This window comes from uncultured Bacteroides sp. (assembly GCF_910578895.1).
Classification (GTDB): Bacteria; Bacteroidota; Bacteroidia; order Bacteroidales; family Bacteroidaceae; genus Bacteroides.
Genome location: NZ_CAJTSC010000018.1, coordinates 21,891 through 46,294 on the forward strand (window position 1 = coordinate 21,891; position 24,404 = coordinate 46,294).

Annotated in this window: 18 protein-coding genes and 1 pseudogene; 12 read left to right on the top strand and 7 right to left on the bottom strand. The window is 49.5% G+C overall.

Annotated elements, in window-relative coordinates; all coding sequences use genetic code 11:
- Positions 1-112 precede the first annotated feature (112 nt).
- From QZ327_RS06540 to QZ327_RS06550, 3 genes are all read right to left on the bottom strand, one after another.
- A complete protein-coding gene (locus tag QZ327_RS06540) occupies positions 113-991 on the bottom strand; it encodes a DMT family transporter (protein ID WP_294618121.1) in 879 nt (292 codons plus the stop codon).
- Positions 992-1,514: 523 nt separating this feature from the next.
- Entirely contained in the window at positions 1,515-1,973 is a 459-nt protein-coding gene (locus QZ327_RS06545) for a DUF6078 family protein (protein ID WP_294618122.1), read from the bottom strand.
- A complete protein-coding gene (locus tag QZ327_RS06550; protein WP_294618124.1) occupies positions 1,970-2,158 on the bottom strand; it encodes a hypothetical protein in 189 nt (62 codons plus the stop codon). Before QZ327_RS06550 ends, QZ327_RS06545 begins: the two co-directional genes overlap by 4 nt.
- Before the next feature lie 30 nt (positions 2,159-2,188).
- Between QZ327_RS06550 and QZ327_RS06555 the strand changes: the two genes are divergently transcribed.
- The 8 genes from QZ327_RS06555 (at position 2,189) to QZ327_RS06590 (ending at position 15,132) form a co-directional block, all read left to right on the top strand.
- A complete protein-coding gene (locus QZ327_RS06555; RefSeq protein ID WP_294618126.1) occupies positions 2,189-3,136 on the top strand; it encodes a site-specific integrase in 948 nt (315 codons plus the stop codon).
- A gap of 557 nt (positions 3,137-3,693) precedes the next feature.
- The gene (locus tag QZ327_RS06560) at positions 3,694-4,257 is read left to right on the top strand and encodes a DUF3575 domain-containing protein (RefSeq protein WP_294618128.1); all 564 of its coding nucleotides are present in this window, start codon (positions 3,694-3,696) and stop codon (positions 4,255-4,257) included.
- Between the two features lie 12 nt (positions 4,258-4,269).
- Positions 4,270-5,733, top strand: coding sequence for a DUF3868 domain-containing protein (locus QZ327_RS06565; protein WP_294618129.1), 1,464 nt, complete (start codon positions 4,270-4,272; stop codon positions 5,731-5,733).
- A gap of 66 nt (positions 5,734-5,799) precedes the next feature.
- On the top strand, positions 5,800-6,999 hold the full coding sequence (locus QZ327_RS06570; RefSeq protein ID WP_294618131.1) for a hypothetical protein: 1,200 nt from the start codon (positions 5,800-5,802) through the stop codon (positions 6,997-6,999).
- A 237-nt stretch (positions 7,000-7,236) separates the two neighbouring features.
- Entirely contained in the window at positions 7,237-8,196 is a 960-nt protein-coding gene (locus QZ327_RS06575) for a FimB/Mfa2 family fimbrial subunit (RefSeq protein WP_294618133.1), read from the top strand.
- 28 nt (positions 8,197-8,224) lie between these two features.
- Positions 8,225-9,718 carry a fimbrial protein gene (locus QZ327_RS06580; protein WP_294618135.1) on the top strand — a complete coding sequence of 498 codons (1,494 nt, stop codon included), beginning with the start codon at positions 8,225-8,227 and terminating at the stop codon, positions 9,716-9,718.
- A gap of 24 nt (positions 9,719-9,742) precedes the next feature.
- Positions 9,743-11,896 (top strand): fimbrial protein, encoded by a 2,154-nt coding sequence (locus tag QZ327_RS06585; protein WP_294618137.1) that lies wholly within the window; start codon positions 9,743-9,745, stop codon positions 11,894-11,896.
- 62 nt (positions 11,897-11,958) lie between these two features.
- Positions 11,959-15,132, top strand: coding sequence for a hypothetical protein (locus QZ327_RS06590; protein ID WP_294618139.1), 3,174 nt, complete (start codon positions 11,959-11,961; stop codon positions 15,130-15,132).
- Between the two features lie 264 nt (positions 15,133-15,396).
- On the opposite strand, the gene QZ327_RS06595 is transcribed toward QZ327_RS06590, so the two are convergent.
- Both QZ327_RS06595 and QZ327_RS06600 read right to left on the bottom strand, forming a co-directional pair.
- Positions 15,397-16,437, bottom strand: a complete 1,041-nt coding sequence (locus QZ327_RS06595) for a PDDEXK nuclease domain-containing protein (protein ID WP_294618141.1) — start codon at positions 16,435-16,437, stop codon at positions 15,397-15,399.
- Positions 16,430-16,643 (bottom strand): annotated as a pseudogene (locus tag QZ327_RS06600) (helix-turn-helix transcriptional regulator). The gene QZ327_RS06595 and the pseudogene QZ327_RS06600 overlap by 8 nt, the downstream one beginning before the upstream one ends.
- A 310-nt stretch (positions 16,644-16,953) precedes the next feature.
- Here QZ327_RS06600 and leuS point away from each other — a divergent pair.
- The 3 genes from leuS to QZ327_RS06615 are packed head-to-tail and all read left to right on the top strand — an operon-like array spanning position 16,954 to position 21,289.
- On the top strand, positions 16,954-19,791 hold the full coding sequence (gene leuS, locus QZ327_RS06605; protein ID WP_294618142.1) for a leucine--tRNA ligase: 2,838 nt from the start codon (positions 16,954-16,956) through the stop codon (positions 19,789-19,791).
- A gap of 20 nt (positions 19,792-19,811) precedes the next feature.
- Entirely contained in the window at positions 19,812-20,714 is a 903-nt protein-coding gene (locus QZ327_RS06610) for a YitT family protein (protein WP_294618167.1), read from the top strand.
- Positions 20,711-21,289, top strand: a complete 579-nt coding sequence (locus tag QZ327_RS06615) for a non-canonical purine NTP diphosphatase (RefSeq protein WP_294618144.1) — start codon at positions 20,711-20,713, stop codon at positions 21,287-21,289. Before QZ327_RS06610 ends, QZ327_RS06615 begins: the two co-directional genes overlap by 4 nt.
- A 213-nt stretch (positions 21,290-21,502) precedes the next feature.
- Here QZ327_RS06615 and nadA read toward each other — a convergent pair whose 3' ends face one another.
- Complete coding sequence (gene nadA / locus QZ327_RS06620) at positions 21,503-22,441, bottom strand: quinolinate synthase NadA (protein ID WP_366143331.1); 939 nt, start codon at positions 22,439-22,441, stop codon at positions 21,503-21,505.
- Positions 22,442-22,954: 513 nt separating this feature from the next.
- On the opposite strand from nadA, the gene QZ327_RS06625 reads away from it, so the two are divergent.
- Entirely contained in the window at positions 22,955-23,485 is a 531-nt protein-coding gene (locus QZ327_RS06625; protein ID WP_294618146.1) for an RNA methyltransferase, read from the top strand.
- A 22-nt stretch (positions 23,486-23,507) separates the two neighbouring features.
- Here the strand turns inward: QZ327_RS06625 and QZ327_RS06630 are convergent, their stop codons facing one another.
- Complete coding sequence (locus QZ327_RS06630) at positions 23,508-24,140, bottom strand: DUF4294 domain-containing protein (protein ID WP_294618147.1); 633 nt, start codon at positions 24,138-24,140, stop codon at positions 23,508-23,510.
- Between the last annotated feature and the right edge of the window lie 264 nt (positions 24,141-24,404).

The following is a 24,404-nucleotide window of genomic DNA, read 5'->3' on the forward strand; positions in this document are numbered from 1 at the left end:
AAGTCCGTACCTTTGCAATGTGTTTTTCATAGTATTAGATTTAAGGTTAACAAAGGTTGGAGTACAGCGGTACTCCTTTTTTTATGCCCGTACGCGTCGTGCAAGCATCCCTCTACTTTCTTCCCGCCCAATACACGCCGCCCAATATCAGCACGGCACCCGCAACAGACATTACGGTGAACCGCTCATCGAGCAGTATGGCAGAGCCTGCCAGCGTGAAGAGCGGATTGAGATAGATGTAGTTGGAAGCCTGCATCGTGCCCAACCGTTTCAGCACCACGTTCCACACCACAAAGCAGATTAGCGAAGCCAATACGCCCAGAAAAAGAAGGTTTATCCACACCGCCGGCTGCAAAAGCCCGGAAAGCGGAAACTGCCAGGGACGGACAAGGAAGGCTGGAAGAATGGTGAGCGCCCCGTAAAAGAAAATCTTGCGGGTGATGAAAACCGTGCTGTAGCTGCCAAACAGCTTTTTCATAATCAGGCTGTAGAACGCCCACGACAAAGCGGCAAGCAGCGTCAGGAAATCGCCAAGCGGCGAAATCTTCAGCACGAAATGCCCGTTGTACACCACCAGCGCCACCCCTGCCAACGCCAGCAGCGAACCGCCTATCAGCGCGGCAGTGGCGCGCTCGGTCCTGTCAACCAGCAGGAACAGGATGGCGGTCAGCAGCGGAGCGGTGCAGACAATGAAAGAAACATTGGTGGCAAGCGTGATTTCCAACGCCGTATTCTCCGTCAGGAAGTAGAACGAACCGCCCGTGACGCCGCCCGCCAGCAACCACAGCTCGTCCTTCCGGCTATCGGCAAACAGCTTGCGCGGAGAGATAAACCAGATGCCTGCATAAGCCGTCAGGAACCGGAGCAGGAATATCTCCTGCGGAGAGAGCCCGTGCCCTATCAGCACTTTCGTAGAGATAAACGTCAGCCCCCACACCCCCACCACAAGTATGGCAATAAGATGATAAATGTAGTTATTCTTCGCATTCATATACGTCACGGATAAGTCGCCGCAAAGATACGCCATTTCCGCTTTCCGCACAACGCACTCCCGCCCTATTTCCTTCGCATGCACGGCTTTTGCATTGAAGAAAGGAGCTGAAGGAGTCGGGGGCTGAAGGAGTTAAAGGGAGTTATCAGCCGCCAAGCCGGCTTAGCAGTTAAAGCCGATACTTTTGTAGCAATATCATGTACAAGAGTATCGGCTCTAACTCCTGTAACTACTCTAACTCCTGTAACTCCCTTAACGAACTTTAAAAGCAAAAGCCCCGCAGCCGGCAGCCTCTTTTTCCCCGGATGTTCCCACCGTATTGGGAACATGTTCCCTGCTTGTTGGGAACGTATTCCCAATACGGTGGGAACGCGGTTCCAAAGGGCTGGGAATAAAGTTCCACCACGCAGAAACGGACTGGCACTCGTATATACCTGACAATAAGCGCCTGACGGGTACGTTCCGCCAAGCGCTTATTGCCAGTTTGTTCTTCACCTGTCTGTTTCTGTTTGTCCGCTTCCGCCTACCTGTTTGCGCGGTCTCCCCAGTCGTATTCTTCGGTGTAGCTGTCGTATACGGGAGTTGCGTCGATGCCGTTCTGCCTGAAAATGCCGGCAATCCCGGCTTGCTCTGCCGGCGAAATCGAACGCTCCTTCCGCAGTATGCGGTAGTAGGTGGTTTTGGTATAGAGGCTGCGGATTTTTTCTTTCAGCAGCACCGCCGTCTTGTAGGGGATGCGGTCGAAAGTGGCGGTCATCCCCCAGGCAAAGCGGATTTTTTCGGAACTTCTGAAGTGGGGGCAGCGCGCGGCGTCCTTAGGATAGGCGGCGGGGTTTACCGTCATGACGTATGGCCGTGTCTTCGGGACGTGCAGCGCGGCAAGATGGCGCAGGCAGTTGCCGCCGAGGGGGCAGGCGTGGTTGAAACAGTGGATATAGCCGGCGGGCACCGGGCTGTAGTCGATGGTGTCTTTCATTGTCATTTTGTTTTCGTTTTGTTTTTCGGACGTAAATGTAGTGAATTAAAATGATTATCCGCACACGGCTCTTCCATTGAAAACTTGTTTTTATCTTTTAGACGCGGATTGAATACCGCTTTTGTATTTAAAGAAGTTATCACTTCGTTAACTTCTTTATTTGATACAAAAGCCGTGCCTTTGCCGCCCATTACGGAAACACTCTTTTAAACCGATAGAATATGGACAACAAAAACTTCTTTGCCTACATGGCATCCGTTATCTCCCGCCTGGAGAGGGAACGGCGTTATGGTACCGCGCACGTGTATCGCAGTGTATTAAGACGGGTTATCGAATTCAGGGGACACAACCACCTTGCGTTCGACGAACTGACACCTTCCTGGCTCAAAAACTTCCAGGAGTACCTGCTGGGCAGGCAGCTCTGCTGGAACACGGTCTCCACCTACATGCGCATGCTGCGCGCCACCTATTTCCGTGCGGTGGACGAGGGGCTTGCCGCGTGGTATCCCCGGCTTTTCAAGGGGGTGTACACGGGCACGAAAGTCACCGTGAAGCGTGCATTGGACGAAGGCGTGTTCCGCAGGCTGGAGTCGCCCGTAGAGTCTTCGGAGAGGTTGGAGCGCGCCCGCCTGCTGTTTGTCCTGCTCTTCATGCTGCGCGGCATCCCTTTTGTGGACATAGCCTACCTGCGCCGTTGCGACCTGAACGGCGATATCCTGACCTATCGCCGCCGGAAGACCGGTGCATGGCTGGCAGTGCGTGTAGAGCCCGAAGCCATGTCCATCATCCGGCATCTGAGCAGCCGCGACGAAGGCTCGCCCTACCTCTTCCCCTTTATCTGCCGCCCCGGATACGACGAATACCGGCAGTACCGGAACGCGCTGCGCAGCTTCAACTACTATCTGAAGTTGCTCGGCTGCCACATCGGTGCCAGCCTGAGCAGCTACAGCGCGCGGCATAGCTGGGCGACCATTGCCAACTACAGGAATTTCCAACCGGAACTTATCAGCAATGCGATGGGACACTCGTCGGTGAAAGTAACAGAGACTTACTTCAAGAAACACACCAACGAAAGAATCAACGAAATGAACAGAGGGATAATATCTTATGTGTTTACCGAGGGGAATTCTGCAACAAATTGTAAAACAACGGATTGCAGAAGGAAATAGTCCTTGTTTCCGCAATGCGGATTTTCCGTTACTTTATAGGTAATGGGAAGGTAAGAAATAAGGTTAAAAATCCTGTTACTTTATAGGTAATGGGAAGTGCTTATTTGCAGTAAATATCGCCATATATATCCATTTATACAAAAAAAGTAAAAAGTTTTTTTGAGAAACGCTTAAAACAGCCCTCTGGAATGCGTATGCCACGTATAGGATTGAATAAGAGCATTTGCCCTATCGAGAAAAATATATGATATCCCCTCACCGTGTTATGTTAAATTAACACGGATACTTTACTCGTGCCCTCCCGGTTCAACCGACAGCCCGAAACAGGTTATATTGATACAAAGAAAATCCGACCTACTACCAGCTATCATTTCACTTCGCCATTCAGAGAAGCGTAGCGGTGAAAAATCTACTCCTCTTATTATATAAGGAGAAGGGATGCTTCACTGCGTTCCGCATGACAACCTATAGCCTGTTCCCATTACCTATAAAGTAACGGAAATGTTAATTCACAAAAACTAAATAGAGAAAACATACATATCATAAATACAAAGAGCATGAAAAAGAGCCTTTTCGTTATTCTATTGTTCATCGGCATTCCTCTGTCCGCCCAGCGGGTGGCTGTGAAGACGAACCTGCTGTATGACGCTACGGCGACCTTCAACCTGGGTGCCGAAATCGGTCTCGCTCCCCGGTGGACGCTCGACCTGTCTGCCAATTACAATCCTTTCGAATTTTCGGACAACAAGAAGTGGAAGCACTGGATGGCGCAGCCCGAAGCGCGCTACTGGTTCTGCGAACGCTTCAACGGCCATTTTGTAGGTCTTCACCTGCTGGGAGGGCAATACAACGTGGGCAACGTCAAGTTCCCGTTGGGCATCCTGCCCTCTACAAAGGGCTACCGCTACGAGGGTTATTACTACGGCGCCGGACTTGCCTACGGCTACCAATGGGTGCTTGGCAACCGCTGGAGCATAGAGGCGAGCTTAGGATTGGGCTACGCGCGTGCGCACTACGACAAGTACGACTGCCCCAAATGCGGCGAATGGAAAGAGAAGAGCACCGACAACTATTTCGGCGTGACGAAAGCGGCGGTGTCGTTGATTTATCTAATAAAGTAAGGAGAACGGCTGATGAAACGAACAATATATACCATAGGATTTCTTCTGGGCATTTCCGCTTTCGGCTATGCCCAACAGGGAGAGCTTGTCAATGTAAAAGTGTTGGATGAAGAGGTGAAGAAGAACGGGTGCGAAGTGAATGTCCGCCTTACACTGGACCTGACGGACGTGAAAGTAGGCGGCCAGGAGAGTTTCCACCTCTATCCGGCAGTAGTGGCAAAGGAAGGGACGAAAGAGCTGCTTCTCGCTCCCGTTGTAGTGGACGGCAAGACCCGCAGCCGCGTGCACAGACGCGAAAAGGCACTGACGGGCGCTTCGGCAACCGACGGCGCACATATGGTGCTGCAACGTAAGAGCGGCAAACAGCAGGTGGTGGAGTATGCCGCCACGCTTCCCTACGAACCGTGGATGGCGCAGAGCCGCCTGGTGCTGCGCGAGCAGGTGACGGGATGCCGGGAGTGCATACACTCCTCGGGCGAGGAAGCACCGGTGAAGGACACTTTCCTGCGCCTGTTCCAACCCCGCTACGTTACGGCTTTCGTACAGCCGGACAAGGAGACGGTGAAGGTGCGCAACGAGGTGCGCGTGGCACGGCTCCAGTTCCGCCAAAACAGCTACAAGATAGAACCGGGATACAAGAACAACGGTTCGGAACTGTCCACCGTAAGCAGCTCCATCGAACTGGTAAAGACCAATCCCGACCTGAGCATAACAGGCGTTTACATCACCGGATATGCCTCGCCCGAAGCCTCCGCCAGCTACAACCGGACGCTTTCGGAAAGACGTGCCGAAGCACTGGCGGCATACGCACAGAAGGACACGGAGGTAGACGCATCGCTGTGGCACGTGACGGGTGCGGGCGAAGACTGGGAAGGCTTGCGCGAAGAAGTGAAGAAGCATCCGGACTTCCCACAGATGGACCACATACGGAAAATCATCGATGCGTGCGACGGCGACAAGGACCGCTGCGAAAAGCGTATCCGCGATGCCGTATCTCCCGAAGTGTATCAACGCATACTGAAAGAGGTGTACGCCCCCCTGCGCCGCAACGAATACCGTATAGAATATAATGTAAAGAACTTCACGCTGGAAGAGGCGGAGAAACTGCTGAAGACCCGTCCCGACCTGCTGAGCGTGGAGGAAATCTACATGGTTGCCGACTCGTATGGCAAAGGCAGCGCCGGATACAATGACGCCGTAGCGGTTGCCGCCCGCACCTATCCGAAAAACGTGCCCGCCGTGGTGAACGCCGCCCGCACAAAGATGGAACAGGGCGATGTAGCAGGAGCAATCGCCCTGCTGGAGAACAGCGAAGTGAAGGAGAACACCACCGTGCTGAACATCCTGGGCGTGGCATACGCCAAAGACAAGCAGTACGACCGGGCAAAGGATGCGCTGGAGCGTGCCGCGAAAGGCGGCAGCGCGGATGCGCAGACCAACCTGCAACAGTTGGCGGGTGTGGTGGCGGACTTGTAGGAAGCGATAATATACGTACAGAGAACTAAAAACTAAACAACCATATATTAATTAATTTTTCAGAGTATGAAGTTAAACAAGTATTTTATGCTGGGATTGGCAGGTTTGGCATTTGCAGCATGTAGCAACGAAGAAGGTGTTCCTGAAGTAAGGAAACAGGACAAGGCAATCATCCGGTTGTCGTTGGGAAAAGCCGAGACCAGAGGATTGGGCGAGAGTGTGGCAACGAAATATAATAAAATAAATGATTTGGTGATCAATTTCTACAACGCACAAGGCAACTATGTGGACATCCCGGATACTTACACGGACGAGAACGGCACGTACGATAATGTAGATGCCATTAAGACGGCGGTAACTGATTTACAAAAAAAGAATGAGGCCACGCTTGAGATAAAAGGCGTTCCCAACTATGCCACTCAGGTATATATTGTTGCCAACCAGCCTGCACAAACCGGCAATGAAGAAGGTATCGACATGTCCTCTATCGGCAAAGCCAAAGCTTCGCACATTCTCTTAAGTTCGCAGAAAGATTGCCTGAACAGCACATTGACCAGCATGGATACGGGAGAAATAGAAGAAGGTGATGTGATAAACGCCACACTGACCCCAGTTACCTGCCGTTTCGAACTGAAAGACTTTACGGCAAAGCAAAAACCCGCAGACTGGGCAGGAGCCGAAATCAAATCGTTCGAAGTGAAAGGCATCTACATAAACCGTTTCTATCCGTGGGGGATTTTGAGTGGACAAGAGATTGAGGATCATTACGTCATCGCAAGAGGAAACGACCGAGACAATTACAGTGCCGATAAATATAAAGCTATAGAATATACCTATAACAACACAACAAAAGAATACGACTTCAGCTATATGTGCGATGATGGTATTTCCACCAGCTTCACTTACGTTACTACGGGCCTCGTTGACGAAACATACATCTGTACAGCAAAGCCTACCGAAACCAATAAATGGTGGGGCTACCAACTGCTTCCCGGAAACGCTCCGCACCTTGTAATCAAACTGGATGTCATATATGATGACGGAGTAGGAAAAAAGGAAGAAAAATACCTTGTTGTACAAAAGTATAAAGACGGAGAGACCAATTTGGATAAAACAGCAAGAGGCAACGTATACCAGATTGACAACCTCATTTTCGATGCTTCCAACCTGGTGGACGTTCCCTACGAAGGAACCAAGACGGTGTCTGCACAGATAAGAGTACTTGCATGGCGGTCGGTGCCTATCACACCCGACTTCTCCAAATAATCCTTTCGTAAAGCAACGGAAGAAGATGTTGAAAACCGGTTTATACCACCGGCTGTCCGCCATTCGGAGCGCAGCGGAGAATCGCTTCGCTGCATATACGCAAAGAGAGGAGATTGGCCTCTCTCTCACCTCTCTTCTTACGCCTTCAGAGAAGAGGTTCTCCGTTGCGCCCGGAATGACAGGCAGTAATCAGACAATTAATCATTAGTGCTTATTTATACTTTAGAAACCACTGCGATGAAATATTCATTTACCAAAATGCTTCCGGCACTGTTCTTGTCCGCCTGCCTTTCGGGCTGCATCAAGGACGACCGCTCCGAATGTAACCCCGGAGTATTGCTGAAGTATGACTACTCGCTCAATACGGCACACACCAACCTCTTCGGAGAGGAAGTAGATGCGGTTACCGTGTACGTCTTCGACGAGCAGGGAAGATACTACGACAGCTATTCCGAAAACGGCAGCCGGCTGACCAACGACTGGCAGATGTTCCTGCCCTTGCCGGCGGGCAACTACACCACCGTCACCTGGGGCGGAACGCTCGGCACCTATCGCACGGGCGAGAAAAATGCCGACGAGACAGCATTTCAGAGCGGGTTGAAAAAAGGGGTTACGCACATTGACGACTTCATGCTGACAGCGGAAAAAGAAGACGGAGCGGCGCTGGGCAAGCTGGACGCGCTCTATCACGGCAAGGCGGAAGTAACATCCGTCTACCAGCCCGTGCAGGCAACCACCGTAGAACTGATGAAAAACACCAACCGCCTCACCGTTACGGTAGAAGACACAGGCATCGTGCCGGAAACCGCACGTGCGGAGGAACCGCCCTACGGAATAACGTGCACGGCAACCAACGGACGCTACCTGGCAGGCAACGGCTTCGGAAAGAACTGCCGGCAGATTGTCAACATCCCTCACGAAACCCATATCTCAGCCGGAAAGCTGGTAGCGGAGCTTGACCTGCTCCGTCTGACGACCGACCGTCCTCTCCGACTGCTGATAAAGAAAAACGATACCGGGAAAACCGTGCTGGATGCCGACCTGATAAGACTCCTGCAAGCAACCGGAGCGTACACCACGCAAGAGGACCTGGACCGCGAAGACACATACGACTTCGTGTTCCGGACCAGCCAGAGCGGAAACGCGTCCATCACCATCAACGGATGGGTACCGGTAAAAATAGACCCCGACCTGTAAACCCTATCAGCAAACAGCATTTATCATCATGAATTATATAGCAAGAAATTATTCCCCGACGCGCATGATGCTGCTCTTCGTCATGCTCGGCATGCTGGCGGCGTGTACCGGGGAAGAGAATATGGCGAACGGCATGGCAGAAGAGGTCACGGTGAAACTCCGCGCAGGCACGCGTGCCACCGGTGACGATGCCTTGATACGGGACGACGACGACCGTTTCGGCAGCCTGATTGTATATGCCTTCGGCGAAAAAGGAGAGTTTCTGGCGCACTATCCGTTTACGCCGGAGGGAGGAACGGTAAACACGTACGTCACTCCCGCCTTCAATTGCGGAATAAACGTAAAGAAACTGCTGGCAATTGCCAACTACGCCGCCTACGAGGATTTGAAAGAGCAACTGAAGGAAGGACTTCCGGAAGCCGCCGTCAAGGCAATAGTGGCGAATGCGGAAGGAAAAACCGCTTTAGGAGCCGGCAACATACTGATGACGGGCGAAGCCACCGGCTTCACCTTCAAGGAAGGCATCGGCGAGGACGAGCACATAGTGGTAGACCTGTTGCTGAAGCGCCTTGCCGCCCGCGTGGATGTGTTCGTATTCAAGACACCGGGCTGGGACGCCGACGTAAAAGTCACCAAAGTGGAATTCTACGGCGGTGTAAAGAACACCACACTGAAATATGAGGCGGGCAAGGTGGATTTGCCCGGAACACCGGAGTTCGACGCCGTCAACACATTTACTCCCGAAGCCGGCGACACTCCCTCGTTGGAAACCTTCGAAGGAGACAATGCCCTGCTCTGGCAGCTGGACAAATTCCTGCGCGGCAGTTTCTACACCTATCGCACCGTGCAGGAGCAGACAAGCAACAACGTGCCCGCACTTGCCGTCACCGTAAAAGTAGACGACAACATTGAGAAGACGTACACTGCCGCCATTGCAGGCAAGGACGATACCGGCAAGGTGACGCTCAATGCAGGTAATGTCTATCAGGTATGCGCCATCCTGACAAAGGCGGGATTGGTGATAGAAATGCAGGTGGCGGACTGGGAACAGGCACCTGAATATAATCTTGAATTCGATTATCCCACGTACGTAAATCCGCTGAAGCCGTGGGGCACAACGGTTGACCCGCCGTATGAACAGCCCACAGTATCCTACAACCCCGATGAAAACTCCCTGGACGGCACGTTCCGCTTCTCTTTCACGCTGACAGGTCCTGACAAGCAGGCATGGCAGGCTACGTTGCTGGATGCCACCACAGACGATTTCACGGTGGAAGTGTATCAGGACGGAAACAGGATAGACAACCCGATAGCTTCCCCCCAACCGTTTGAAATCAGGGTAAAGGCACTGAAACCCGGAAATGTGGGCAGAACGGTGAAATTAGGCATCGCGTTTACGCCCTCATGGGAGGACTCGTCGAGCAGTTCGTTGCTGATGATTAACGGACATCCCGGAGCCTCATCTTGGAAAGGAAGTGAGGACCCGGTAATAATTGTGATAAAACAAACCGAACAGATTTGATTAACCTCCATAAACGGATGAATGATGAAACGGATAATATATAAGTTAACGGCATGTTGCGCGTCACTGCTGCTTCTTGCCGCCTGCCACAGTGACGATGACATGCCCGGCAAGGCGGAAACGGCAGGCAACAACATCATTATTGACATAGCTTCGGGAACGTTGCCGGTGAGCCGCGCAACGGTGGAAGCCACCGGAGCGGAAATAGCGGTGAGCCACATCGATGTGCTGGTTTTCGAGGAAAACGGCATAAAAGCCTACCACGAGCGCGCCAAAGTGAACTCCCGGGCAAATACGGGCACCATCACTTTGACAAAAGGCAGCGACGAGTTTGCAAAAGACGCGAAGTATTGGGTATACCTCATTGCCAATAGTACCCATGCGGAACAGGTCTTCGCAGACCTGGCAAACCTGGACGCGCTGAGAGGAATGACGGAGACCACCGAGAACATCCATATAACCGGACTCGAGAACGCGACGGATGCGCCCATGACTTTCCTGATGGACGGCGTGGCATACGAAGGGGCAAACGAACCGTCTGCTCCCGCCGCAGTGGTGCTCCACAAGGATGCCACCACCGACAGGCTCCTGAAAGTGACCTTGCGCCGTGCCGCCGCAAAGATTGTGGTCCGGATTTCCAAAGGAGACAAAGTCACATTCAACGAAGGCTCGGGAAACGAAATACCGGCTTATTACTTGCGGAACATGCCTTATACCACTTCCATCATAGCAGGCGTAGATGCCACACCCTCGCTGAGAATACCTCCCAAAAGCATCAGTGGCGACTATCTGAAATGGACACCGGACGAAATAACGGTCACCGCCTACGCGTATGCCCATAAATGGGGAACGGGAAGCGATTTCCAAAACAAGGTGCGTATGGTAATCAATATCCCGCTGAAGTATACAGACCCCAACAATCCGGACAACTCCAAGGAAGAAGGCAACAACTGGTATCAGGTTCCGGTAAGCGAAAGCAAGAAGTTGGCACGCAACACCTATTACGAGGTAAAGGCAACGGTGAACGCCTTGGGCGGAGTAGACCCCTCGAAGCCCACGGAACTGACCGACCTGCACTATTCCGTAGTGCCGTGGGAAGAGCGGACTATCTCCGTAGGAGGCGAACAAGAAGAAGTGCAGTTCCTGTACGTGAACGAAGAGGAAATGGAAATGCACAATATGGATACGGACGAGACCACGCTGCGGTTCAACTCGTCGTCGCCCGTAACGGCAACCGTGACGCGTGCATACTATATCGACAAATTCGGGCAGGAACAGAATGTGAACATCAACAACTTAGGAATTACGGCAACACCGGAAAAAGGATTGGCGGGAAGCATCAGGATTTACAGCCCGAAGCCAACGAACAATGCCATACGCTACATTAAGCTGAATGTGACGAATGAAGACGGTGCAACTCCGCGCGAAGTGACGGTTGCACAATATCCGTTGGAGTATATCACGAATATACAGGGGTGGTATTCGTATCGGGATGACTTCAATGGAACACACTGGGAGAACCCCAATATAACTCCAAACTCAGATAAACGGGTCAGTGCAACCAGCTATAATAGCGATACAAAAACATGGACTTATTCGGCAACAAGTACAAGTGGTTTCTTCACTTCCAAAGTCGCGGAAGAAATTACATCGGGCGATAATAAAGGAAAATCTACTATTTCATACTACTATTACAATCGAACAAATAGTACCGAATTTAGAACGCAAAGTATTAATGGACTTAACAATGCCCGAATGTATCATGTAAAGATTACCGCTTCATCAGGCGATTATACATTAGGCAAGCCTCGTATCACAAACGGTAAAACAGATCCGGGAGCGGATAATGCAAAATTAGTGTCGCCCTCATTTATGCTCGCGTCCCAATTAGGAGCTGTTTTTACAGCTAATAGTATAGAAATGGCAGCAAGCCATTGCGAACAGTATGTAGAAGTCGCCAAAAATGGCAAAGTATACAATGACTGGCGACTACCGACAACGGCGGAATTACAAATCATTTCGGAATTCCAACGTAAAGAAGGGTCTGCAATGGATGTAGTACTTACCTATCGTTATTATTATAGTGCAAGGGAAACAGTTGACCTCGGTCAAGGAACTAATAATACTGCCATCCGCTGCATCCGCGATGCCTACAACGACACCCCCGCCAACCCATAATTGTATGCAAATATACAACCAAGTATTAATGATAATCTTATTAAATACTTAATCATCCGCTTATGATAAAGAAAGCAATACATACCATGATAGCCCTGCTGGCTATATCGGTGACGCTCGTCTCCTGCCGGGACGAATATAACTTGGAAACGCCCGTTGTTCCCGACGGCTATGTAACCCTGCATTTCAACACCAACATCCCCGCCATGCAGGATGTCACCACCCGCGCGGTAGATGCAGACGGTATGGGCGTACAGACCATGACCCTGTTCTGTTTCGACACTTACGGACTGTTTATCTCTACCGTCACCGCAGAGATAAACAGCAACAGCCAGACAGAAGGCACATTCAAAGCCATCGTGCCGGACAATACCCGTACCGTGCACTTTGTGGGCAACCAGAACATGACAGACTTTAAGGAAGACGATTTCCGCAACAAGTCCGAAGCACAAATCATGGCTATGCTCGAAAGCTCGTCCGGCAGAATGATTTACTGGGCACGCTTCGCTTGCGATAAAGAGAAAGAGGCAAACATAGCCGAGCAGCTGAAAGACCATGTAGTGAGAATGATACGCAACCACGCCATGATATCCATCGCAGATTGGAATACCGCCCATCTGCAGGTGACAGGCTTCGCCGTTGTCAACACCAACGCTTTCGGCACCGTGGCACCCTATCATCCCCAGTTGGGTTTTGACATGAAATGGGAAGACTTTACCGGTTCCGATTTCGTCACCATCCCCAAGAACGATGCGAAGATAGACGACCTGACGGTGGTGGACACGGCACCGGAAGATTATGTATTCGAGAGCGAAAACAGCATCGACAATCCCGTAAGCGTAATCATCAAAGGACATCTGCCGAACGAAACGGAAGCCGACGACAAATGGTATCGCGTGATGCTGGTGGACGAAGAAGGCGAGCAACTGCTGATACGCCGCAACCACCACTACATCCTGCAGATTGCCGGAGCACTGAACTACGGGCAAGATTCGTTTGAAGCGGCACTTACCGCCGCTGCCACCAACAACGTGTGGATCCTCGTCTCCGATGAGGTGAAAGAGGTGGAAGACAACAACCGCAAACTGACGGTGGAAAGCACCTACTATGTGTTGCCAGAAGAAGCCACCGGCACGGCATTCACCCTGCCTTATACCCTGACGGGCAAAGGCACGACCCGGATTACCGTTGACGACAAACCCGATGTGACCTGGCTGTCGAACAACGTGGCACGAAACGAGATAAGAAACGAATTTACCGTCAGCGGAAACACCGGAAACGGAACCGTCACCATCACTCCGCTGCCGCTGGGCAGCAACAACAAGCTGGAGGGTGAATTGCTTGTGAAGTATAAACGCCTGCAACGCAAAATCAAGGTGATTACAGTGAAGCAGCAGTCGTTTGCCCCCGCATGGATGGGCGCGCAGCTCTACGGTACAATCAACAGCAATACCAATCGCCCGAAAGCCACGGCGGTATTCACCATTCCCGAAAGTTGTCCGCAGGAGCTCTTCCCCATGCGCGTGCTGATTTCGGCAAACGACCTCGACATCCGTTACTCCTCGGGCATGAAGCTCGACCTCATCAACAAAGGAGAACCCGACTACGGCGAAGACAACGATTGGGGATATAAGTATGTCTATACCGCGAAAGCTCCCGGCGTGCAGCGCATCTACTTCGAGAGTATCCTCAACCAGGAGGAAATGAACAAGCGCAAGGTAATCATCGAAGCGAAACACTTCGAGACAATGACGTTGGACTTCTACTTCTCGCAGAAGAACAGAGCCATCGTCATGCCACGGTTGTCAACCTATAACGCAACGGGCGATGCCGGTCCTCAAGATGAGCTTATCTACTACCGCATGGTGCCGCAGAAGAAAAGGGCAAAGGTGATGTTCTACATGGAAATGTTTGAAATGAATGAAGCCTACAAACCTACAACGCGTATCAATGTCGGGGAGTTTGACGAATTCCTGGTATACAACCAGAACTTGTACCACTATGCAGACAGCGAATTTGCCGAAGCGGGACTTAAGTCAGAAAATGATTTCGACTGCCGGTTCTACCACGATGACGCCGAAGCATGGTCGGGCAAGCAACCCAATATGGGACAGGTATGTATGTTTAAACCGCGTACTTGGGGCACCCAAGATCCCGTATCGGGAGAAAAAGGCGTATACCGCATCTATATGTATACCACCAAAGCCAAGAGTGCGGAAACGGTGCGTATCGCTTCGAACCTACCTACCATGCCTCCGGTACTGTCCGCAGACGGCAGCAACGGCAGTGATAAGGATGAAGACGGCAATCCGATTGCAAACGGCATGTACAAGGGCCTGACCTACCGCAGCACCATTTTCGAACTTGCCAACTATGCCCCGTTCCGTTTTGCGGCAGGTGTCAAGTGGAACAACGGAGCGCTCGAAGGCGTAACCGATGCCACCACAGGCGAGACACCCGAGACACCCGAGACGGTGACCAACCTGGCATGGAGCTACGAACCCGGGCTACCGGTAGACATCGAGTTCGATGTCACCAGTTTCAGAGGAGTGAAAAACGTCAATCCGGACCCGAATACGGATGAAAACAAGTATGAGTCTGTCGATCCTTTCGGGCAATCGTTCGAAATATACATCGATGCTCCCATGCTGGAGATAGATGCAAGCCGCTTGAGCGCATGCAACCTTGATGGCAATAAACTGAAAGAAGATCCCAACATCCCCGGACGCTTCATCTATACGGTGGATGCCAAGCGTGACGACGAACGCAAATACGGCGCTTCCGGGCTGGACGTTGTAAACAAAGATAACTCTCCCGGCAGAGTGGACCAGGCGGGCGAGCGCAAACGCCTTCCGTTCAAAACAAAGAACATCGTAAGTGCCGGCAACATCACCGTTTCGTCCGATGAAGAAATGGTGGTCTACCTTGCCAAGACATTCAAAGTGACAAACACGCCGATTACAGGGTCGCTCCGGTATAAAAAGGAAGACGGCTCGGAAGTGGATATCCCCAACAGGGCTTTCGTCTCTTTCGAACTTACCCGCAACAACAACCGTATCGGTGCGGTGGCAGTCACGGCAGACGGCAGGTATGAATTGCGCTTGCGCAAAGAATATAATTTCAACTGGTATGCCGATGAGATAGAGTTCAAGTATGAGGATAACGGAAAAGTCTACAAGAAGTCATTCCCGAACCTGAACGCATTGTTTGCAAGCCCGGACATCGTACTCGAATAGACGAAGCAACCCTGTTCCGGAATTTTCTCAGGACATAGGCTGACAAAAGGCGTGTATCGGAACGATAAAAGGCTTATATACTCACATTTTTCAACCGCAGATGACACGGGTGGCGCAGATAAATCAAGAAAAATCTGCGTTATTCGTGTCGTTTGCATTATCTATGTTATCCGTATCATGCCCTTATAGGACAAATAGATTCATCCACATATTTGCAGAATTTTACGAAGATTGATTCCGCCTTTTTTCTGTAAGTTATTTATATTAATCCTGTTCCTCTATCCACTCTCTTAATTTTTTCTGTAGCAACTGTTTGTCAGGAAGATATAACGCATATTGCTGCGCATAAATATTAGAGTTTTTTGGAAGAGTGAGTTCAACTAACGCATCCTTCTTTTCTTTGCAAAGCAAAATTCCAATTGTAGGTTTTTCAAAATCTTGCTTGACATATCGATCATAATAATTGACATACATCTGCATTTGCCCCAAATCTTGATGAGCCAGTTTATCCACTTTCAAGTCTATGAGTACATAACACTGTAAAAGCCTGTTGTAAAAGACTAAGTCAACATAGAAGTTTTCTTCATCGAAGGTAACTCTTTTCTGACGTGCTTCGAACAAAAATCCTTTTCCAAGTTCCAATAGAAATTGTTGCAGTTTGTCAATTATGGCATTTTCCAGTTTGGTCTCCGAATAAGAAATATCAGGTTTTAGCCCTAAGAACTCTAAAGTTAAAGGATTCTTTATAATATCATCCGGTTTATTGATTGTTTGCCCTTCTTGGGCTAAACGCAAGACTGAATCTTTGTCTTTACTGAGAGCTAAACGCTCATATAGACTTGAATTGTACTGTCGTTGCAGTTGACGTACACTCCAATTTTGTTTTTGAGCCTCAATTTCGTAGAAGTTACGCTCATCATCGGATTCAATACGCATCAATATCAAATAATGAGACCATGATAGAGTAAAAGGATATGTTGAATCCAATTTCCGAGACACTGTTGCGGATTTTGAATAAAGCAAATATAAAGTCCTACACTTTTCCAATGTATCCACTGACCAACCGGATTCATATTTGTCAGTTAATATGGATGATACACCCCTTAATAGCTGCTTGCCATATGTCGCGCGTTCTTTTCCTTCCTGCACAACCTCAACAATAATATGCCCAATTTCATATTTGGTAATAACTTCGGTAATGTTTACGATTTTGCCAACATGCGTCCGAGCATCCTCTACCAGCCGTTCAATGCGTTCAGCAACATCTACTATTATGTGCAAATCTATATTCTGTATGTTACTCATGGTTTTTAGTACTATTCTTACTAATCAAATCCTGGACTGTAACGCCTAAATATTCCGCTATTTGGAATAATGTCTCAAGGCTCGGTTGACTGGTGTTAGTGCACCATTTGGAAACAGTTGCTTGATCTTTGCTAATTGTTCCGCCAGCCGTTGGTACGTTTCGTTTCAACAAGTACTCCTTTTAGCTTATTCAACTCTCTATTCATGCGTCATGAATTTATCTATATGATACAAAAATAGCAATAGTTCAAATATTTTGAGGTATAATGTTCTATATTTTATTTGTTGGTTTATTATTTTGTGTTTTAGGGATTGATAACACAACAAATACAAACACATTCATTTTGCAGTATAAATAAAGAGTGTGTTTTTTTACCCCACTTCACTACAAATCTGAAAATAAACCTTTAACTTTGTACCGTTTAATCAACAGGAAATAAACCGGATTAGGCAAATTATCAACAAGTATTAACAAGCATATAAACAAGTTTTCAACTATAATAACAACGAACCATTATGGAATACAATTTCAGAGAGATTGAAAAGAAATGGCGGCAACGGTGGGTAGAGAACAAAACCTACCAGGTGACGGAAGACGAAACAAAGCAAAAATATTATGTACTGAACATGTTCCCCTACCCCAGCGGCGCAGGCTTGCACGTGGGACATCCGTTGGGTTACATCGCTTCGGACATTTACGCCCGTTACAAACGACTGCAAGGTTTCAATGTCCTGAATCCGATGGGATACGACGCTTACGGGCTTCCCGCAGAACAATATGCCATACAGACGGGACAGCACCCGGCAATCACCACTGTGAACAACATCAACCGCTATCGCGAACAGCTGGACAAGATAGGTTTCTCTTTCGACTGGAACCGCGAAATCCGCACTTGCGACCCGGAATACTACCACTGGACGCAATGGGCTTTCCAGCAGATGTTCAACAGCTACTACTGCAACGACGAAAAACAGGCACGCCCCATTCAAGAACTAATAGAAGCTTTCCCAAAATACGGAAACGAAGGACTGAACGCCGCATGCAGCGAAGAGCTGCACTTCACTGCCGACGAGTGGAACGCAATGAATGAAAAACAGCAACAGGAAGTGCTGATGAACTACCGTATCGCCTACTTGGGCGAGACGATGGTGAACTGGTGCCCGCAACTCGGCACCGTGCTTGCCAACGACGAAGTGGTGGACGGCGTATCGGAACGCGGCGGCTTCCCCGTAGTTCAGAAAAAGATGCGCCAATGGTGCTTGCGTGTGTCTGCCTACGCACAACGTCTGCTGGACGGACTCGATACGATTGACTGGACCGAATCGCTGAAAGAGACACAGAAGAATTGGATAGGCCGCAGCGAAGGTGCCGAAGTCCAGTTCAAGGTAAAGGACAGCGACTTGGAATTTACCATCTTCACCACCCGTGCGGACACGATGTTCGGCGTCACCTTCATGGTACTGGCTCCCGAAAGCGAACTGGTGGCGCAAGTAACCACAGAGGAACAGAAAGCGGAAGTGGATGCTTACTTGGAACGCACCAAGAAACGCACCGAACGCGAACGTATCTCCGACCGTAGCGTGACGGGGGTATTCTCGGGCAGCTATGCCATCAACCCTTTCACGGGTGAAGCAGTGCCCATCTGGATCAGCGACTATGTGCTGGCGGGATACGGTACGGGCGCCATCATGGCAGTGCCTGCACACGACAGCCGCGACTATGCTTTTGCCAAGCATTTCAACCTGCCTATCGTTCCGCTGGTGGAAGGCTGCGATGTGAGCGAGGAGAGTTTCGATGCCAAAGAGGGCATTGTGTGCAACTCGCCGAAAGCAGACGTAAAACCTTATTGCGATTTAATCCTGAACGGACTGACCATCAAAGAAGCCATCGCCGCTACCAAGAAATATGTGAAAGAGCACAACTTGGGCCGTGTAAAAGTGAACTTCCGCCTGCGCGATGCCATCTTCTCGCGCCAGCGCTACTGGGGCGAACCGTTCCCTGTCTACTACAAGGACGGCATGCCTTATATGATTGACGAAAGTTGCCTGCCGCTGGAACTGCCCGAAGTAGCCAAGTTCCTGCCTACGGAAACGGGCGAACCGCCGTTGGGACACGCCGCCAAATGGGCTTGGGACACGGTGAACAAATGCGTGGTGGATAACGAAAAAATCGATAACGCTACCGTCTTCCCGCTGGAGTTGAACACCATGCCGGGCTTTGCAGGCTCGAGCGCATACTACCTGCGCTATATGGACCCGCGCAACCATACCGCGCTCATTGACAAGAAAACAGACGAATACTGGCGCAACGTAGACCTCTATGTAGGAGGTACGGAGCATGCCACAGGTCACTTGATTTACTCCCGTTTCTGGAACAAGTTCCTGCACGACATCGGCGTATCTGCCGTTGAAGAACCGTTCCAGAAGTTGGTGAACCAGGGCATGATACAGGGACGAAGCAACTTCGTGTACCGCATCAAAGATACCAACACCTTCGTATCGCTGAACCTGAAAGAGCAGTACGACACTACCCCGCTCCATGTGGATGTCAATATCGTATCCAACGACGTGCTCGATACGGAAGCCTTCAAAGCATGGCGTCCCGAATATGCCACGGCAGAGTTTATCCTGGAAGAGGGCAAATATATCTGCGGCTGGGCAGTCGAGAAGATGAGCAAATCCATGTTCAACGTGGTCAATCCCGATATGATTGTAGAGAAATACGGCGCAGACACGTTGCGTATGTACGAAATGTTCCTCGGTCCGGTAGAACAATCCAAACCGTGGGATACGAACGGCATAGACGGCGTGCACCGCTTCATCAAGAAGTTCTGGTCGCTGTTCTACGACCGTAGCGGCAACTACCTGGTGACCGATGCACCTGCAAGTAAAGAGGAATTGAAATCGCTGCACAAGCTTATCAAGAAGGTGACGGGAGACATCGAACAATTCTCTTACAACACCAGCATCAGCGCCTTTATGATCTGTGTCAACGAGCTGTCGGCACTGAAATGCAGCAAAAAGGAGATATTGAACCTGCTCACCGTGACGCTGGCTCCCTTCGCCCCGCACGTATGCGAGGAGTTGTGGGAAACATTGGGCAATGCGGGATCGGTATGCGACGCACAATGGCCTGCATACAACGAGGAGTATCTGGTGGAAAATACGGTGAACTATACCATTTCATTCAACGGAAAGGCGCGCTTCAACATGGAGTTCCCCACCGATGCGGCATCGGACGCCATCCAGGAAGCTGTGCTGGCAGACGAACGTTCCGTGAAATGGATAGACGGAAAGAGCATTGTCAAGGTAATCGTAGTGCCCAAGAAGATTGTAAACATTGTTATCAAATAAGTTTATAAGTTATGAAGAGGATGCAAATCAAGAAACCGACCAAAGCAGAAGTGACGAGAGAGTTGAGAGACTATATCTTCATCACTTTCGGATTAATCTCCTATGCGATGGGATGGGCTGCGTTCCTTATCCCCTACCAGATTACGACAGGCGGTACTACAGGTATCGGAGCCATCATCTATTATGCCACGGGATTTCCCATCCAGTGGTCGTATTTCATCATCAATGCGGTCTTGATGACGTTTGCCATCAAGCTCCTCGGACCCAAATTCAGCATCAAGACCACGTATGCAATCTTTATGCTGACGTTCCTTCTCTGGTTTTTCCAGTTGTTGGTGAACGGGGCGGACGGAGTGCCGCCACTGGTATTGGGTCCCGGACAGGACTTCATGGCTTGCCTGATAGGCGCCGCCATGTGCGGCGTAGGGTTGGGCGTGGTGTTCAACTGCAACGGCAGCACGGGCGGTACGGATATCATCGCCGCCATTATCCACAAATACCGTGACGTCACTTTGGGCCGTATGATTATGATTTGCGATGTTGTCATCATCACTTCCTGCTACTTCATATTCAACGACTGGCGGCGGGTCATCTTCGGTTTTGTAACGCTGTTCGTCATCGGCATTGTACTGGACTATATCGTAAACGGTGCACGCCAGTCGGTGCAGTTCTTCATCTTTTCCAAAGAGTACGAAAAGATTGCCGACCGCATCACCAAAGAGACGCACCGCGGCGTAACCGTGCTGGACGGCATAGGCTGGTACAGCAAGCGCAACGTGAAAGTGTTGGTGGTGCTTGCCTATAAACGCCAGTCCATAGAGATATTCCGCCTGGTGAAGGATATCGACCCGAATGCCTTTATCTCGCAAAGTTCCGTCATCGGCGTGTATGGAGAAGGTTTCGATAAATTGAAAGGAAAATGAAAAAGAGATTTGTATTTGCAACCAACAACGCCCATAAGCTGGAAGAAGTGACCGCTATCTTAGGAGACAAGATAGAGCTTCTCAGCATGAAAGACATCGATTGCCATGCAGACATCCCCGAAACAGCCGACACGCTCGAAGGAAACGCTCTGCTGAAGGCAAGATATATCTTTGAGAATTACCAAACGGATTGCTTCGCCGACGATACGGGCCTGGAAGTGGAAGCCCTGGACGGGGCGCCCGGCGTGTATTCGGCACGCTATGCCGGCGATGCGCACAATTCGGAAGCCAATATGCAGAAACTGTTGCAGGATATGGAAGGCGTAGAGAACCGTAAAGCCCGATTCCGTACCGTTTTTGCCCTTATCGTCGACGGCAAGGAACATCTGTTCGAAGGCATCGTAAAAGGCGAAATAACGAAATACAGGCACGGCACTTCCGGTTTCGGATACGACCCCGTCTTCATTCCCGAAGGATATACGCAGACGTATGCCGAAATGGGGAACGAACTGAAGAATAAAATCAGCCACCGGGCAGTGGCGACGAACAAACTTTGCAAGTTCCTGTCAAAGTGATAAAGAGAAGATATCAAAACTCTCTTATTAACCAAATCTCCCCTGTCCCAGATATGAAGTGCCCCCAAAAAGTTAGACATAAAACTTTTTGGGGGCACTTCATATCTGGGACAGGGGGAATTTCTATATTTTAGGTGTTCCGACACACCTTCTTGACTCCTTCTCTTTCTCCCTCTAACTTCCGTAAAGGAGAATAACAGGAAACGGAACGGACTACAATCCCAATTTTGCAGAAATCTCCAACATCCTCTTGATCGGTTTCACCGCTTTTTCCGCCACTTCCGCATCCACCTTGATTTCAGGAGACTCGTTTTTCAGGCAATCATAAAGCTTTTCCAATGTGTTCAAGCGCATGAAGTTGCATTCGTTGCAGGCACAAGTACTGTCGTTGGGCGGAGCCGGAATGAACTTCGTCTGCGGACACTTCTTCTGCATCTCATGCAAGATGCCCGATTCCGTGGCAACGATATACTCCTTTTCGGGATGCGCCACCGCATACTTCAACAATGCAGCCGTAGAACCTACCACATCCGCCAGCTTCAGAACCGTGCTCTTGCATTCGGGATGTGCCAGCACCACCGCACCCGGATGCTGCCTTTTTATTTCAACAATCTTTTCAACCGAGAATTGCTCATGTACATGGCAAGCTCCGTCCCATAATAACATATTCCTGCCGGTAACGGAGTTGATATAATTTCCCAGATTCCTGTCGGGACCGAAAATTATTTTCTCATCTTTGGGAAAGCTTTCAACAATCTGCCTGGCATTGGTGGAAGTCACCACCACGTCGGTAACAGCCTTTACGGCAGCCGTCGTATTCACGTAGGATATCACCGTATGCCCGGGATGCTCTTTGACAAACTGTGCAAACTTGTCTGCCGGACAACTGTCGGCAAGCGAACAGCCCGCCGCCATGTCGGGAACCAACACCTTCTTTTCAGGACAAAGCACCTTTGCCGTCTCACCCATAAAGTGAACCCCGCACATCACAATGATGTCGGCTTCCGTCTTTGCCGCCCATTGCGCCAGTGCCAGGCTGTCGCCCACGTAATCGGCTATGTCCTGTATCTCGCCTTTCTGGTAATAGTGTCCTAGAATGACCGCGTTCTTCTCTTTCTTCAGCTGCTTGATAGCTTCTATCAGATTATCCATAATAATAATTTTAGTTTCTCTTCTTTTTCTAAAAATCCTTTTGATAGTGATAATAGGCGGTTAATAGTGTGGACAAATAAATCCTGTTTTTCTTGCCCATGAAGTTATTAGTGCAAGGCAAAACTTTATCCTTAGGTTATTAACGTAAGAAATCAAAGTCATATCTCCTGATAATAAGCTTTCTACTCTACCCTAAACTCACTTCATTAACATCTTGTTGATAAACCGCAAAGTTAATAACTTTAGAGGGATTAATCAGCTAAATACTACTTAAAAATGTGTTTATACAGCCTTTGAAAGTTTAGGCTAACTTTTTTGGTTTGTTCGTTGTGCAAGCCTATTATGCGTTACTTTGAATAATGCAACTTTTATTTTTAAAAATCTTTCCATAGGCTATTGACACCTTTTCAACGGTTATTAACAGGGATGTGAACGGAAAGAAGTATCTTTGTGGCGCATAGCTGGCAAAGGAATAAATTGAGAATTGCTTGTATCTTGTAACACATCTTGATTATGAATAGAAAACTGAAGATAACCGAACTGAATCGCATTAGCACAGAGGAATTTAAGGAAGCGGAGAAGTTGCCGCTTGTAGTTGTGTTGGACAATATCCGCAGTTTGCACAATATAGGTTCCGTGTTCCGTACTTCGGATGCTTTTCGTATTGAATGCATCTATCTGTGCGGCATTACGGCGACTCCTCCCCACCCCGAAATGCACAAAACGGCTTTGGGGGCGGAATTTACTGTCGACTGGAAGTATGTTGATAACACTGTTGAAGTTGTTGATAACCTCAAGGATGAGGGCTATACGGTCTATTCCGTAGAGCAGGCGGAAGGCAGTATTATGTTGAACGAGTTGACTTTAGACAGAAACAAGAAGTATGCCGTGGTTATGGGAAACGAAGTGAAAGGTGTTCAACAGGAAGTTATCGACCATTCGCACGGATGTATTGAAATCCCGCAATACGGTACGAAGCACTCTTTGAATGTATCGGTGACGGCAGGTATCGTAATCTGGGACTTGTTCAAGAAACTGCATTAGCGCCCGGTTTCCCGTATCGGCATCAGAGTTGTCCGCTTTCCACCATTAAAATAACCCTTTCGGTAAGTGCGTCGTCTCCTTCCGGGTCGTATTGTTTCTTCAGGCTGGCACCGAACAATGCGGCGAAAGTCTGGTAAAATCCGGCTTTAAAAGGTCCCATGAATGCTTTCACCAGTTCGTAAGTGGTGGAATTGGTCTGCCGGTCCACCAGTTTTATCAACAGCTTTCCCTGGGCAAAGGAGAGTTTCTTCATCCGGGGGGTATACTGTTCTTTCAATCCTTTTTCTACCGCTTGCAGGTGCTTTTGCCGTTCTTTTTGGTTGGGAAGGGTTTGCAGATATTCGTAAGTCTCGATAATCGCCCGGTTGATTTCCTTTGAAATGGGAAGCACTTTCTTCACGTCACGAACCAGTTTGTAGTACTTTGACATTTCGCGTTTGTTCTTGAACTTAAGCGGCTTGAAGATATAGACGGTAGGCAGTTTCACGTAAGGGATGGTATCGCCGTCGTACACGCACATAGGGGTGAGGTAGATGCTTTTGGATGCGGCGGTACGGGATTGTTGCTGGGCATGGCATGCCGGACTTCCCATTGAGAGGAATACGATGAGTATTGCTATATTAAACCGCTTGTCCATACCACAAAAGTACACCATTCCGTGTAATGTTGTTGCATCGCTTTTGTTTTTCCTTGTTCAATTAACGAATTTAAGCTAATCACGGAGCATTGGCAGCCCGGTGCGGCTTTTCCTTTTCTGTTTTTCCCACCCCGTTGGGAAAGTGTTCCCTGCTTGTTGGGAACGTTTTCCCAAGAGGGTGGGAATTTGTTCCCAACAAGCTGGGAACAAACAGGCAACCGTTGCCTGACGCCTTAGGCTGCCTGTTTCCCCGCCTTGCCTGCAAGTATGGCGGGCAGGGTT